The following is a 14032-nucleotide window of genomic DNA, read 5'->3' on the forward strand; positions in this document are numbered from 1 at the left end:
GTCGATGTAATCGCGGGCCGTTTCAATCCGCGCCCCCGTGAGAGGGCGACCGCTGATCGCCTTACCGACCGCTTGCAGGCCGAAGTTTCAATCCGCGCCCCCGTGAGAGGGCGACTTCCTGCGTCGTGTCGAAATCGCCGGCCGGGGTTAGCAGGTTTCAATCCGCGCCCCCGTGAGAGGGCGACCCCAACCCGTAGCGGTCGTTCCACAGCAGGTCGTGGTTTCAATCCGCGCCCCCGTGAGAGGGCGACGGCGGCGCCACTTGCGGCTGCTGCATCCCGGCGAAGTTTCAATCCGCGCCCCCTGAGAGGGCGACGGCCCAAGTGTAACCCACTCCCAAGCCGAGCAGAACGGGCGCGAGCGCGCGAACCGGCAGGACGAACGCGCCGGATGCCGCGCCGAGCATGCAGCAGCGGGGCGAAGGCGCGAGTTCTCAAGGACTTGCGGACGCGCGAACCCTCGTCGCACGGGCGCGGCACTTCAGGTTCGCGCGGGCGAGGGGCCGCCCACGATCCGGCGAGCGGGACGCAAAGCCCCCTGCCGTCAGGCACTTGACCGGAGATCGGCATGGCGCGCCGGGCCGCCGGCGCCTACATCTGAGGCCATGGCGAGAGGCGAACGACGCCCAGCCCCGACGGAGGACACCGATGAGGAGCGCGCGATGACCCGATCCCCCTGGAGACCGGCGCTGGCCGGTGCGGCGATGGCGGCCCTGCTCGCCGGAACCGCCCTCGCCCAGGACGAGGCCCAGCCCGAGACGGCCTGGACGGAGCTGCGCGCCAGCATCACCGGCGACCGGCCCGTTCAGGACGGGGCGGGCGTGCTCACCCTGGAGGCGCCCAAGCGCGCCGAGGACGCGGCCATCGTGCCGATCGCAGTCCGCATCGCGCTCCCGGACGGCGATGCGCGCGCGGTCAAGAGCCTGACCCTGGTGGTGGACGAGAATCCCGCGCCGGTCGTCGGCACCTTCAGCTTCCCGAAGCCGCAGCACCGCTTCGACCTCTCCACCCGCATCCGGGTGAATTCCTATTCGTACGTCCGGGCTATTGCCGAGACGCAGGATGGCGCCCTCTACATGAGCAAGGCCTACGTCAAGGCGGCGGGCGGCTGCTCGGCACCGGCCGTGAAGGATCCGGCCGAGGCCAAGGCCAATCTCGGCAAGATGCGCTTCCGCACCTTCGCCGAGCGCGGCGAGGCCCAGATCCAGGTGCGCCACCCGAACAATTCGGGGCTGCAGATGGATCAGGTCACGCGGCTCTACACGCCGGCTTGGTTCGTGGAGTCGCTCAGCGTCCAGCAGGGCGAGACTCCGCTCTTCTCGATGACGGGCGGCATCTCGGTGAGCGAGGATCCGACCTTCCGCTTCACCTATGCGGGCAACGGCGAACCCGTGACGGTGGTGGCCAAGGACACGGAGGGCCACGTCTTCACGCACAGCTTCCCGGCCACGGGCGGGACCTGATCAGGGGGGAGTCGGGCGCATCACGCCGTCCGGCCCGCGCTTGAGCGGCGCCGCTTGCGTCGGCAGGGGCGCGCCCGGCGCATCCGCGACGCTGACGCCCTCGGGCCAGTCCGGCGGCGCGATCGCCACGTAGCGGGCGAAGCCCCCGGTGCCGCCGAGCGGCTTGGCGAAGCCGATGGCGATGAGCGCGCCGGCTTGCGGCACCTTGTCGAGATTCGCCACGCCCTCCGCCTGCGCGAAGTTGTTGTGCATCAGCCACGCCTCGCCTTCGAGGTTCGGCGTGGTGTCGGTGTCGAGCGGCTCATGGCCGTGGAACAGGATCTTCCGCTCCAGGTGGAGGAATTTCAGCGCCGCGAGGCTCACCCCGGGGAAGGGTTTTTGGCGGAAGCGCTCCGTCTCGGCCCAGCGCTTCGACCAGTCGGAGCGCACCATCACCACGGACCCTTCCGGGATGCGCCCATGCCTCGCCTCCCAGGCCGCAATGTCGGCGACCTGCAGATGGTAGCCCTCGTCGCGGGCGACCTGCGGCGTGATGTCGATGACGACGAGGGGACGCAGCGCATAGGTCGCCGGCAGGTCGCTGATCGTGGCCCCGCGGGGATTCCAATGGGCGGGAGGATCGAGCTGCGTGCCGTACTGGTCGGTCGGCAGGTCGTAGGCCGTCGCGACGAAGCCGTGCGCCTCGTAGGTGAAGACGTCGCCCTGCCCGACATAGCCCGGAATGGTCCGCCCGGCTTCCGCGGCCTTGAACTTGGCATTGGCGAAGCCCGGCCAGACCGGCTGCACCGGCGCGAAGGCGTGGGTGAGGTCGATGTACTTGGCGCGCTTGAGCGTGGATTCGTAGAGCGTCCACAGGGCGGTGTCGTCGGCCCGCGCCGGGAGCACGAGAGCCAGGGCGAGGGCCGCCGCTGCCGAAATCCGTCTCATCGCCCGCTCCCCCACCGTTGCGCTGCATGAGAGAGTGGCCCGGGGCGGGGCTGCGGGCAACGCCTCTCCGGCCCGGGGAGTGGAGCAGCCCGTGCGCCGTGACGAGGGCGCAGGGCCTGAATGTCTGCTCAGACGGAGAACCGGCGTCCACCGCTCCTTGAACAGATTCTAGTTCACGCTCGCCCGGTAGCAGCGGATCTCGGCCTCGGCCTGGGCGCGACGCAGCTCGGCGACCTTGTCGTCGAAGATCTTGGTCGAGCGGAACTCGTTCGCGCGCTGGCCGATGCCCTGGCGCATCGACAGGATGGTCGAGGCCTGGACGTACTTCTCGTAAGGCAGCACCGCCGCGATCGCATCGATCGAGCAGGAGCATTTCTGCAGCGCATCGCGGGTCTGGCCGTTCGCGGCCATGCAGCCGAAGATATAGTCGGCCCGCGCCTCGGTCGGGTAGTCGTTGTCGTCGGCGCGGGCGGCGAACACCCCGGCCAGCAGGGCGCAAGCGGCGAGCGCGCCCTCAACCCAGGCTCGGTTCATAGGTCAGGGTCTCCTCCAGGAGCTTGCCGCCCTCCGGGTTCGTCGCGTCCACGTCGATCGAGACGATCTGGCCCGGCACGGCGGGCGAGACCACGAAGGTATAGGTGAGGCTGTCGAAGCCGCGCAGCTTGTCCTTGACCGGGTCGTTCACGAAGGGGCGCAGCACCACCCGCCAGCCCGGATGCTTGGCGCCCTGCACCGCGACCTCGGTCGGGGTCACGGTGCCGCCCTCGCGCATCGCCCTGCGGATCGCGTTCTTCAGGTAGCGCGGGTTGCCCTGGAGCGCCTTGGCGACGTCGAGCACGTGGTATTCGAGGAACTGCGCCAGCAGCGGGTTGCCCGCCATGTTCTCGTAATGCGCGGTCGGCTGGCGCCGCTCGCCCGTAAAGGCCTCGACCGTCAGGTCGCGGGTGTCGGGATCCTTGCCGGGAGCCACCCTCTCGCGGATGCGGTCCTCGACCGGCGGGCCGAAGGGCCCGTCCTTGATGCCGCTGAAGCGGGTGTAGCGGTAGGTGATGGTGCTGCCCGGCGGCGTGGTGGCGAAGTGCTTGCCCTCGAACAGGAGGTCGACGGCGCTCGGCGGGGCGGCCTGCGTCGCCGCGGCGGCCTCGGTCTGGGCGAGGGCTTGTTGGGCGAGCGCCGGCCCGGCCGCGAGCGCCCCCAACACGGCCAGCAGAACGGCGGATCTCACGCGGAAGCTCCCTCGGGTTGGGGCACGGCCGGCGCGCCGCCGATCGTGCGATACTGATAGTCGGGCGCGATCTCCAGCGCCGATTCGGCGATGGCGAGCGCCTGGATCTTGGCGTGGAGGGGCGAGAGCGAGCAGGCCGGGTCGGTGGCGGCGGCATCGCCCGCGAGCGCCAGCGCCTGGCAGCGGCAGCCGCCCCAATCCTTCTCCCGCCGGTCGCAGGAGCGGCAGGGCTCCTTCATCCAGCTGGTGCCACGATAGGCCTGGAAGGCCGGCGAATGCGCCCAGATGTCGGCGAGCGCATGGTCCTGGACGTTCCAGAACTCGAGGCCGGGGATCGTCTCGGCGGCGTGGCAGGGCAGCACCTTGCCGGCCGGGGTGACGTTCATCAGGCGGCGGCCCCAGCCGCCCGCGCAGGCCTTCGGGTACTTGGCATAGTAGTCCGGCACCACGAGGTCGATGACGAGCCGACCTTTCAGGCGCTCGCGGGCCTCCTCGACCACCCGGATCGAGCGGTCGACATCGGCCTTGGCCGGCATGAGGGCGGCGCGGTTGACGTAGGCCCACCCGTAATACTGGGTGTGGGCCACCTCCAGCCGCTTGGCGCCGAGCGTCACCGCGAGATCGATGAGGGTCGGCACCTCGTCGATGTTGCCGCGATGGATCACGGCATTCAGCGTGAGCGGCAGGCCGAGCGCCACCACCCGCTCCGCGAAGGCGAATTTCTGAGCTTGCGCATTCTTGAGGCCGCCGATGCGCTCGGCATTGCCGGCCTCGGCCGACTGGAACGAGAGCTGCACGTGATCGAGGCCGGCATCGTAGAGCGCCTCGAGCTTGCCGAGGGCGGCTCCCACCCCGGAGGTGATCAGGTTCGAGTAGAGGCCGAGATCCGCGCAAGTCCTGGTGATCTCGACGATGTCCTGCCGGGCGGTGGGTTCGCCGCCCGACAGGTGGATGTGGAGCACGCCGAGCGCCGCCGCCTCCGCCAGCACCCGCTGCCACGTCGCCGTGTCGAGCTCGGCCGACCGCTTGTCGAGTTCGAGCGGGTTCGAGCAGTAGGGACAGCGCAGCGGGCAGCGATGGGTGAGCTCCGCGAGGAGCCCGATCGGGGCCGGCAGGGTGGGGGTGACGGCGTTCATGGCATTGTCCTCACGCCCCCGACGGGGCCGCGGGCTTCGTTTCGAGCACCCGCTTGTCCGCGAGGCCGTTCAGCATGGTGATCACGTCGGGCTCGATGACGGTGCGGGGCGCGTCGTACTGCTCCGCCAGCGCATCCGCGATCGCCCGGATGCTGCGCGTGCCGTCGACCAGCGACAGGACCGCCACGGCGTTCCGGTCGAGGTCGAAGGTGCGCTCGGGCGCGAGCAGCACGTGGGCGCCGCGCACGCCGTCGAAGTGCATCCGGACGCCGCGCGGCAGGCGCGGCACGTCGTCGGGGGTCAGAGTCACGCGCGTCCCTCCACCAGCCCCTCGCCCGGGCGCCACGCGTCCGGCGGGATCATCCCCGGAGCCACGTAGGCGAAGTAGAGAGCGTCGAGCTGCGTCCAGAGCACGTTGCACTTGAAGATCAGCGCGTCCATGGCCTGCCGCTGCAGGGCCGGCGTGGTGGCGTGCTGCTTCACGTAGTCCAGGGCGAAATCGGCATCCCGCGGCGCCTGGGTGAGGCGCTTGTCGAAATAGGCCAGCGTCTCCCTGGTGATGAAGTCGTAGTTCTTCAGCATCCCGGCGACGCGCTCGGAGATGATGGTCGGCGAGAACATCTCGGTGAGCGAGGAGGCGATGGCTTCCAGGAGCGAGCGCTCGGCCACGAAATGCACATAGGCCTCGACCGAGAAGCGGGTCGCCGAGAGGATGCCCCGGGTCGAGAGCACGTAGGAGCGGTCGAAGCCGACGCCCTCGGCGAGCTTCAGCCAGCGCTCGATGCCGCCATCGCCCTCGTGGTCGCCGTCATGGTCGACGATGCGCTGGCGCCAGATCCGGCGCAGGCCGGCATCGGGCATGCGGGCGAGCACGGCCGCGTCCTTCACCGGGATCATCGCCTGATAGTAGTAGCGGTTGAGCGCCCAGGCCCGGATCTGATCCTTGTTCAGCTTGCCGTCGTGCAGCAGGCGGTGGAACGGGTGCAGGTTGTGGTAGCGGCGGGCGCCGATGTCGCGCAGGGCCGCTTCGAGCTCGTCGGGGCTGAGCAGGCGGCCGTCGTTGGCCGCAGGGGCGACCGGGAGCGACAGGGACAGGGCTGCGGTCATGGCGTGATCGTCTGCCTTCGTATGCGGGTTGTCGAAGCGCTGGCGGCTCCGTTCCTCCCGGAGCCGAGGTGGCGGCTGCGGCCGCTCGGGTCAAGGGTCAAGCCCTTCACATTCATGGCAGTCCGGCCCTGCCTTATGATCTGGTGCCCCGTTCTCCCTCGGCGGCACCCCGCGAGGACGGGTCATGCGGAGGAAGGCCTATGTCCAGGCTCCGATCTTGTCCGCACCGGATCAGCGCTCCTCGCATCACGCCCGGCCCGACGTCTTTGCGCCGGATCAAAGAACCGCCCGAGCGCCTCGCCTGTCGGCCGGATGGACTTATCGTTTTCTTAAAAAGATTCGGCACCGCCGCTGCGGATCCAGCCTCGTCCTCGTTGCCGCAAGCCTCAGAGACGGAGCGCCATCCCGTCATGGCCCACATCCCAGCCCGCGGCCTCGACGGCGCGGCGGGCCTCCGAATTCTCGACCAGCACCGGATTGGTGTTGTTGATGTGCACGAAGATGCGCCGGCCGATCGGAACCTCCGCCAGGGCCGCGATGGAGCCTCCCTGGCCCGTCATCGGCACGTGGCCCATGCGCCAGCCGGTCTTGGTGCCGACGCCGGCCCGGATCATGTCGTCGTCGGCGAGCACGGTGCCGTCGAACAGGAGGGCATCGACGCCCGCCAGGCGGTGCCGGAGATCCTCGGTCACCCGCGCGCAGCCCGGCACATAGGCGAGGCGCCGGCCCCCGGCCTCGATCATCGCCCCGACCGTGGTCTCGGTCTCGGCGCCGATCTCGGGCGTGCCCTCCTCCAGCCACAGCGGCACCTTGCCGGGGACCGGGAAGAGCGTGACGGCGAGGCCGGACACCGGCTCGAAGGTCTCGTTCAGCCCCACCTCCCGGCGCGCCACGAGATCGGCCGCCAGAACGTCGAAGACGCGGTTGGCGGACACCGATTCGAGGATGTTGCGCGTGGCATGGAGGCGGAAGGGCTGGCTCTCGCGAAGCGTCAGCAGGCCCGCCACGTGATCGACGTCGCCGTTCGTCAGCAGCACCGCCTCAATGGGCGTGTGGCGCAGACCGTGGCGCGGATGCAGGGCGGGCGTGGCGAGGAGCTGCTGCCGGATGTCCGGCGAGGCATTCACCAGGAGCCAGCGTTCGCCGTCGGGCGAGACTGCGAGGCTCGACTGGGTGCGGGGCAGGACCCGGCGGTCACCCGCCCAGGCCATGGCGCAGATCGGGCAGCGGCAGTTCCACTGCGGCACGCCGCCTCCCGCTGCGGAGCCGAGGATGATCGCCTGCATGGGTTTCTCGTTGAGCGCGACACCATCCTCAGGGCGAGAGATCCGCTTTAGTTGAAGGGATCGATCTCGGCCGACTCGTAGCTGGTGACTTCCATGCCGACGCAGACTTCGGCGACCACAGGCAGGGCCCACTTCATGACGCGTCTCCTCCGATCACGGATCATCGAACAAGGCCCCCGGCGGCGGGACCGCCGGAGGCGCGAAACCGGGATCCCTTAGTTGAAGGGATCGATCTCGGCCGACTCGTAGCTGGTGACTTCCATGCCGACGCAGACTTCGGCGACCACAGGCAGAGCCCACTTCATGATGCGTCTCCTAGGACTTCCCGAATCCTCATAAGAGGATCCTAAGATGTTGAGATGACAGTGTTTTCTGTCACGCGGGATATATCGGCAATCCGGATCGGGAGCGCAAGAGGTATTTTTCCTGTGGCCCCGCTCGGGCCGGGCCGCCGGCTCTCAGGGTGGTCTTATTGTGCCGATCCGGCGCGGGCTTAGCCACGATGAATCGCGCCCCAAAAAACCTCGTGGACGGCACCTAAGGGTTACTGGCGGAAGTTCGGTTCACGCAGGTCGAGCATGAAGCCGCGTCCGCGCACCGTCACGATGGTGGGACCGCCCTGTCTGGCGATGTCCCCGAGCTTGGTGCGCAGGTAGCCCACATAGACGTCGACGACGTTGAGCGAGAGGCCGCCCTGGTTGGCCCAGAGCCGGTCGAAGATGTCGCCCCGCGTCACCGGCCGGTTGGCGTGCTCCATCAGCACGGAGAGCAGCTCCGCCTCCCGCTGGGTGAGGCGGGCGGTGGTGTCGCCGAAGCGCACCTGCCGGGTCTCGAAGTCGAGGGAGAGGCGGCCGGCGGTCACCAGGGTGCGGGGCTCGCCCGCCGCGCGCCGCCGCTGCAGGTGGGTGCGCAGCCGCGCCAGCAGCTCGTCGAAGGCGAAGGGCTTGACAATGTAGTCGTCCGCGCCGACCGCGAGGCCATCGACCCGGTCGCTGACCTCGTCCTTGGCGCTGAGGAACAGGATGGCTCCCGGATAGCCCCCCTCGCGCAGCGAGCGGCAGACGTCGTGGCCGGAGCCGTCCGGCAGCATGATGTCGAGAAGCACCGCCTCCGGCACCCGGTCGCGGGCGGCGGCGAGCGCCTCGTCGACGCTTCCCGCGAGGTTGACGGAGAATCCTTCGGCACTCAGGCCGCGGGCGAGCATGCCGCGGATGTCGCTGTCGTCCTCGACGACCAGCACGCTCGTCATGTTGCACCGCCCCGGGCGTCGAGATCCGGATTCTCGGGCGCGCTCACGCCGCGTCCTCCCTGGCTTCGGCCGGCAGCACCAGGGTCACCCGGGCGCCCCGTTCCTCTGGTCCGCCCGAACCGAGGCGGATCGTTCCATCATGGCGTTCGACGACCCAGCGCGCCAGAGCCAATCCGATGCCGAAGCCTTGAGCCGGGGAGGACGTGCCGCCGCGGCGGAAGCGCTCGAACAGGGTCTCGGCATCCGGCGGGAAGCCCGGCCCGTCATCCGCCACCGTCACCTCGGCCCCGTCGCGGCGCGCGCGCAAGGCCACCCAGACCCGGGTGGCGCCGGCGGCGTGGCGCAGGGCGTTGTCGATCAGCCCCTCGACGACCTGCCGCAGCCATTCCGGGTCGGCCTGGATCTCGATATCCGCCTCGCTCGGGTGGAAGTCGAGGGCGATGCGGCGGCGCTTGGCCTCGGAGGCGCAGTTCTCCACCGCCTCGGACAGGACGCTGACGAGGCTTACCGGCCGCCGCTCCAGCTCGATCTGCCCGGATTCCGATCGGGCGATGCGCAGCATGTCGCCGACCCGGCGGTGCAGGCGCAGGGCCCGCTTGCGGATGGTGGCGATGACCGGCCGGAAGGATTCGGGCGTGTCGGGGGAGCGGGCGGCGAGATCGCACTCGCCGAGGATCACGGTGAGCGGCGTGCGCAGCTCGTGGCTGACATCGGCGAAGAAGCGCCGCCGCGAGCGGTCGATCTCCTCGAGCCGGCTGTTGGCGGCGCGCAGCTCCGCCGTCGCCTGCGCCACGGTCTCCTCAAGGGCCGCCCGGGCGGCGGCGACGCGCCCCTCGCGGCGCTTGAGGCGCGCGGCCATGCGGTTGAAGCTCGCCACCAAGAGGCCGAGTTCGTCATGCGTGGCGACGGGCAGGCGCGTGTCGAGCTCGCCCCGGCCGATGGCGGTAGCGCCCGCGCGGATATCCTCGATGCGTCGCAGGAGCGGCCGGGTGAGCGTGCGGTGGACGAGCACCAGCATCGCGACCGCAAGGACCGCCACGGCGAGCGCGATGATCCGCAGGCGCAGGGCGAGCGCCCGCGCCTGGGCGGAGGCGGTCTCCACGCCCCGCCGCTCGGCCTCGACCAGGAAGGTGAGGGGCGGGCCGGTGACGGCCCCGAAGGCGTTGAGCGCGCCGCGGATCGCATCCGTGCGCTTGCCCGTATCCGGCTCGCGCTGGATCTGCGCCACTTGCCGGTCGAGCATGACGCGGGCGGCGCGCAGGCGGGCCAGCGGCCGGGAGCGGGCGGCGTATTGCGTGCGGTCCACGATCGCGTCGCTCTGCGCGATGGTGCGGTTGAGGCCCTCGTCGACGGCATTGAGCGCCCGGTCGACCTCGTCCCGGGCATTCGCCAGGCGCTCGGGCCGGCTCGGATTCTCGCCCACCGCCTCGACGGCGGCGAGTCCGTACTCGGTCAGGCGCCCGGACAGCTCGGCGATCAGCTCGAGGCGCACCTGCGCCTCCAGGGTGCTGTCGAGGGTGCGCTCGGTGGCGGTGAGCGCCCAGTACAGCCCGCCGGCCGCCAGCATCACCAGCGCCGCCGCGCTCCCGATCAGGAGCCCGAACCGTACCCGCAACGACCCCATCCCGCGCCTCCCGCGCCCGCCATTCTGCCATACGCGGCGGGGCTTTGCCGCTGCGGGCCACAGGTCTTTGGGACAAGGCGCGGGCGGCACCGGACGGAAGAACCTCTCTCCCATGCGAGAGAGGAGCAGGCGATCGAAGATCGCGCGGGAGGGCCCAGGTGGTTCAGCAAAAAGACTGAACCAGCGCGCTGCCAGCACCACGGCTTCAGCACTATTGCGGATCCGTCCGGGACCCTCACCCCTGCCCCTCTCCCGCACGGGAGAGGGGTTCTGGCGTTACCCGCGCCAGAGCATCGTCCCGCCGCATCGGCCCCCGCGCGGGACCGGCCGCTCCGTCCGGCAGGCAGCCGAGATCCGCGAGCGTCGCCGCCACCGCCGCGTCGAGCGGCGTGTGCGGCTCGGCGCCCAGGAGAGCGACCAGCCGCCTGTTGTCGAGCCGCAGCGGCTCGCGCCAGAGATAGAGCATCTCCTGCACCTCGCGCAGGAAGGGCACGAACGGCGCGGCGATCCGCGCCAGGCCCCAGGGAACGCGGCGCACGGGAAGATGCGGCCGGCCGAGTGCGCGGGCGATCGCCGCTGCCATCTGGGTTCCATCCGCATCCCAATGTCCGCCGCAATGGAAGCGGGCGAAGGCCGGCAGGGCAGCCTCCCGGCCGGCCAGGCGCACCATCGTCTCGGCAAGATCGGGCAGGTAGGCCCATTGGTGGCCCACCCCGCGCGGGCCGGGATACCACAGGCTCCGAACCGGACGGCCCCGCCGCGCGAAGAGCGAGAACCAGGAATTGCCGGTCATGCCCGGGCCGAAGAAGTCGCCGGCCCGGACGATCAGGCTGCGCACCCCCGTCTCCGCGGCGGCTTCGAGGCGCCGCTCCATGGCGACGCGGATCGTGCCTTTCCGGGTGAGCGGGTTCTGGGGTGCGTCCTCGTCCGGGTGCGGGCCGGCATCCGGGCCGAAATTGTAGACGTTGCCAGGCAGCAGGATCCGGGCGCCCGAGGCCTGCGCCGCCGCGAGGCTCGCCTCCAGCATCGGCAGCACCAGGGCGTCCCAGTCGCGGTAGCCGGGCGGGTTGACCGCATGGACGATGAGCGCGGCGCCGCGCGCCGCCGCCGTCACCGCGGCGGTATCGCGGGCATCGCCCCGTACCCATGCGAAACCGTCTCCCTCCCGCCGGACCGCAGCGGGATCGCGGTGCAGGGCCCGCACCGCCCAGCCCTCCGCCTGCAGCCGGCGCGCCACCGCGCCGCCGATCCCGCCCGTCGCGCCGAGCACCAGCGCCGTCCTCATCCCGTCCATCGTCCGCTCCTCGTTCGCCGACGCTCAGACGATCCCATCCGGAGGGCCATCCGTGAATTGCGGATCTCCGGCGAGACGCTATACGAAAATGCATGACCGCGCCGAGCTGGGACCATTGCCGCGCCGCGCTCGCCGTCCTGGAGGAAGGCTCCCTGTCGGCCGCGGCCCGGGCGCTCGGGCTGACGCAGCCGACCATCGGCCGGCAGATCGCGGCCCTCGAGGAGACGCTCGGCGTCGTGCTCTTCACCCGGTCGCAGGCGGGGCTGACGCCGACCGAGGCGGGCTTGGCCCTGCGGCCCTACGCGGAGGCGCTGCGGGCGACCGCCTCGGCCCTGGAGCGTGCGGTGACGGCGGCCGGGGAGGGCGTCGCCGGAACCGTGCGGATCACCGCCTCGGAAGTAGTGGGAGGGGAGGTGCTGCCGCCGATCCTGGCGCGCCTGCACGAGGCGCATCCTGCGCTGACGCTCGAACTCGTGCTCTCGGACCGCGTCCAGGATCTGCTGCGCCGCGACGCCGACATCGCCGTGCGGATGACGGCGCCTCTGCAGGCCGCGTTGCTGGCCCGGAAGGTCGGATCGGTGCGGCTCGGCCTCCACGCCCATCGCCGCTACCTCGACCGGCGCGGCACCCCCGCCGCAGCGGCCGACCTTCCCCGCCACAGCCTGATCGGCTTCGACGCGGAGACCGCCTTCCTCCGCAGCATGCGGATCGAGGGGGTGGACTTCGACCGGGCTCTCTTCGCATGGCGCAGCGACAGCGCGCTCGCCCAGCTCGCGGCGATCCGCGCCGGCTTCGGCATCGGCGTCTGCCAGGCGGCGCTCGCCGCCCGCAACCCGGACCTCGTCCCGGTCCTGCCGGAGATCCGCTGGGACCTGCCGACTTGGATCGTCATGCACGAGGACCTGCGCCACCTGCGGCGCTACCGGGTGGCCTTCGACGCTCTCGCCGAGGGCTTGACCGATTACTGCGCCCGCACGCCGTGAGTCCCGCCTCACCCCAGCGGCGTCAGGAGCTCGCCCTTGCCGAGGGTGGCGAGGTCGCCGGAGCGCCGGGACAGCCGCGCCCGGGCGAGCGCCGCGAAGCGCGGCGAGAGCGGCTCCAGGGCCTTGGCGAGGAGGCGCAGGAAGACGAGATCCTGGGTTCCCGTCTCGACGAAGGTCGGCAGCAGGGCGCCGTGGCGCTCCACGAGCAGCGTGCCGCGGCGCATGCCGTAGCCCGGATGGTCGCCGATCGTGCCGGCGACCAGGGTGCCGGCGATCATCCGCGACCCGGCATGGTCGCCGGCCGCCCCCGCCACGATCAGGCCCGCGCGCATACGGTCGCCGAGGCGGTCGCCCGCCCGCCCGCCGATCACCAGCGTGGCGCCGTCGAGCCCGCCCATGGCGCCGTGCAGGGCCCCGCCGGCCCCCGGGCCGGCATCGCCCGCGATGGTGATCGTGCCGCCCCGGGCCGCCGTGCCGGCGAAGGGGCCGGCCGAGCCGGAGACCCGGATGGTGCCGCCGGTCATGCCGGCGCCGAGGCGCTGGCCGACATCGCCCTCGACCAGGATGCTGCCCTGCGCGAGGCCCGCCCCGACCCGGTCGAGCCGATCGGAGCCGCCCGCGATCCGCAAGCTCTCCGCGCCGTCGAGGGCGATGGTGAAGCAGTCGCCGAGCGCGACGCCCTGGCGGCTCGTGCCGACGGGAAGCCGCGCGGCCTCGGCCTCGGACAGGCCCGCAAGCGCAGCCGGCGTGATGCCCGAGAGGTCGAGCCGCTCGGGCGGTGCGTGGCGGAGGGTGAGGACGCTCATGCCGCCGTCCCGTCGAGCAGGTCTCTGAGGTGGAAATGGTGGCGGCCGAGATTGCCGCCGTAATTGCCGGCCGTGACCGCCACGAGGCCGAGCTCGCCCCCAGCCGCGGTCGCCGCGTGGAGCGCCGCCCGCATGGAGCGCGCGATCGCCGCCGCCGAGAGCCCGTCGATGACGATCTCCAGCACCACATTGACCTCGGGCGGCAGGGCCGAGCCGGCCCGGCCCTTGAGGGTCGGGCAATAGGCGTCGTTGGTGGAGGCCATCATGCCCTTGGTGCGCGCCCCGACCTTGGAGCCGGAGCGCACGATCCCGCCCGGGAAGGGCAGGATCACGTCCGGCACGCTGCGCGCCGCCGCGACTGCGATCTCGGCGACCTTGAGCGTGTCCCCGAAGGCGCGGCCGAGAAACAGCAGGTTGCCGCCGCCGACCGCCCCCTCGATGGTCGGGACGGAATGCTCGCACAGGAACTCGCCGTCCATCACCGGCGTGCGCCAGAAGCGCCGGCCGCCGAAGCGCTTGGCCACCGCGAAACCGTCGCCGAACATCTGGATCGCGCCGCCGAGCTTGATCGCCTTGCCCCGGTTGGGATCGTCCCAGGCGATGCCCGCATAGGCCGCGCTGCCCGGCGAGGTGAGCACGCATTGCCCGACGCGCTTGAGGAGCTGCGTCTTGAGGCCCCCCGCATCGAAGCCGAACACCAGCACCCGCACGCCGGGCCGCCCGTCCGGCGTCGCCTCGGGGCCGAGCACCGCGTCGATCCCGGCCTCGGCGCCGCAGCCGATCACCGAGGTGGCGAAGCCCGTCATGGTGGTGGCGGCGATCATCGCCCATTCGGGCGTCTCGGCGGTGAGCACGAGCGCCGTGCCCGCCATGTCGAAGGCTTCCGCGAAGGTGTCCTCGACCCGGATGCCGTTGAGAGTGAGGTCTGCCATC

The 14032-nt window shown here is 71.3% G+C and carries 14 protein-coding genes, 1 pseudogene and 1 CRISPR repeat array (1 of these 16 running past the window's edge); of the genes and pseudogenes, 2 read left to right on the forward strand and 13 right to left on the reverse strand.

Annotated elements, in window-relative coordinates; all coding sequences use genetic code 11:
• Positions 1 to 251: direct repeats of the CRISPR family, unit length 31 nt; unit sequence GTTTCAATCCGCGCCCCCGTGAGAGGGCGAC (it extends 376 nt beyond the left edge of the window).
• Positions 252 to 661: 410 nt separating this feature from the next.
• Entirely contained in the window at positions 662 to 1462 is an 801-nt protein-coding gene (locus MNOD_RS28300; protein WP_015932405.1) for a quinoprotein dehydrogenase-associated SoxYZ-like carrier, read from the forward strand.
• On the opposite strand, the gene MNOD_RS28305 is transcribed toward MNOD_RS28300, so the two are convergent.
• From MNOD_RS28305 to MNOD_RS28360, 11 genes and pseudogenes are all read right to left on the reverse strand, one after another.
• Positions 1463 to 2389, reverse strand: coding sequence for a cyclase family protein (locus MNOD_RS28305; protein ID WP_015932406.1), 927 nt, complete (start codon positions 2387 to 2389; stop codon positions 1463 to 1465).
• Positions 2390 to 2557: 168 nt separating this feature from the next.
• Positions 2558 to 2923, reverse strand: coding sequence for a hypothetical protein (locus MNOD_RS28310; protein ID WP_015932407.1), 366 nt, complete (start codon positions 2921 to 2923; stop codon positions 2558 to 2560).
• Complete coding sequence (locus tag MNOD_RS28315; protein ID WP_015932408.1) at positions 2904 to 3614, reverse strand: hypothetical protein; 711 nt, start codon at positions 3612 to 3614, stop codon at positions 2904 to 2906. The genes MNOD_RS28310 and MNOD_RS28315 overlap by 20 nt, the downstream gene beginning before the upstream one ends.
• Complete coding sequence (pqqE, locus tag MNOD_RS28320) at positions 3611 to 4750, reverse strand: pyrroloquinoline quinone biosynthesis protein PqqE (RefSeq protein ID WP_015932409.1); 1140 nt, start codon at positions 4748 to 4750, stop codon at positions 3611 to 3613. The genes MNOD_RS28315 and pqqE overlap by 4 nt, the downstream gene beginning before the upstream one ends.
• Positions 4751 to 4760: 10 nt before the next feature.
• Positions 4761 to 5857, reverse strand: a pseudogene (gene pqqC, locus MNOD_RS28330) (pyrroloquinoline-quinone synthase PqqC).
• A gap of 386 nt (positions 5858 to 6243) precedes the next feature.
• Positions 6244 to 7143, reverse strand: coding sequence for a pyrroloquinoline quinone biosynthesis protein PqqB (gene pqqB / locus MNOD_RS28335; RefSeq protein WP_015932412.1), 900 nt, complete (start codon positions 7141 to 7143; stop codon positions 6244 to 6246).
• A 47-nt stretch (positions 7144 to 7190) separates the two neighbouring features.
• A complete protein-coding gene (pqqA, locus tag MNOD_RS28340) occupies positions 7191 to 7280 on the reverse strand; it encodes a pyrroloquinoline quinone precursor peptide PqqA (RefSeq protein ID WP_012335429.1) in 90 nt (29 codons plus the stop codon).
• 78 nt (positions 7281 to 7358) lie between these two features.
• Positions 7359 to 7448, reverse strand: a complete 90-nt coding sequence (pqqA, locus tag MNOD_RS28345; protein ID WP_012335429.1) for a pyrroloquinoline quinone precursor peptide PqqA — start codon at positions 7446 to 7448, stop codon at positions 7359 to 7361.
• A gap of 239 nt (positions 7449 to 7687) precedes the next feature.
• The gene (locus MNOD_RS28350; protein WP_015932414.1) at positions 7688 to 8392 is read right to left on the reverse strand and encodes a response regulator transcription factor; all 705 of its coding nucleotides are present in this window, start codon (positions 8390 to 8392) and stop codon (positions 7688 to 7690) included.
• A gap of 43 nt (positions 8393 to 8435) precedes the next feature.
• Complete coding sequence (locus MNOD_RS28355) at positions 8436 to 10016, reverse strand: sensor histidine kinase (protein WP_015932415.1); 1581 nt, start codon at positions 10014 to 10016, stop codon at positions 8436 to 8438.
• Between the two features lie 235 nt (positions 10017 to 10251).
• Positions 10252 to 11310 (reverse strand): NAD-dependent epimerase/dehydratase family protein, encoded by a 1059-nt coding sequence (locus MNOD_RS28360; protein ID WP_015932416.1) that lies wholly within the window; start codon positions 11308 to 11310, stop codon positions 10252 to 10254.
• 92 nt (positions 11311 to 11402) lie between these two features.
• Here MNOD_RS28360 and MNOD_RS28365 point away from each other — a divergent pair, with 92 nt between their 5' ends.
• On the forward strand, positions 11403 to 12293 hold the full coding sequence (locus tag MNOD_RS28365; RefSeq protein WP_015932417.1) for a LysR family transcriptional regulator: 891 nt from the start codon (positions 11403 to 11405) through the stop codon (positions 12291 to 12293).
• Between the two features lie 8 nt (positions 12294 to 12301).
• On the opposite strand, the gene MNOD_RS28370 is transcribed toward MNOD_RS28365, so the two are convergent.
• Both MNOD_RS28370 and fhcD read right to left on the reverse strand, forming a co-directional pair.
• The gene (locus MNOD_RS28370; RefSeq protein WP_015932418.1) at positions 12302 to 13099 is read right to left on the reverse strand and encodes a formylmethanofuran dehydrogenase subunit C; all 798 of its coding nucleotides are present in this window, start codon (positions 13097 to 13099) and stop codon (positions 12302 to 12304) included.
• Complete coding sequence (gene fhcD / locus MNOD_RS28375) at positions 13096 to 14031, reverse strand: formylmethanofuran--tetrahydromethanopterin N-formyltransferase (RefSeq protein WP_015932419.1); 936 nt, start codon at positions 14029 to 14031, stop codon at positions 13096 to 13098. The genes MNOD_RS28370 and fhcD overlap by 4 nt, the downstream gene beginning before the upstream one ends.
• Between the last annotated feature and the right edge of the window lies 1 nt (position 14032).

It is taken from the genome of Methylobacterium nodulans ORS 2060 (genome assembly GCF_000022085.1).
Taxonomy (GTDB): domain Bacteria; phylum Pseudomonadota; class Alphaproteobacteria; order Rhizobiales; family Beijerinckiaceae; genus Methylobacterium; species Methylobacterium nodulans.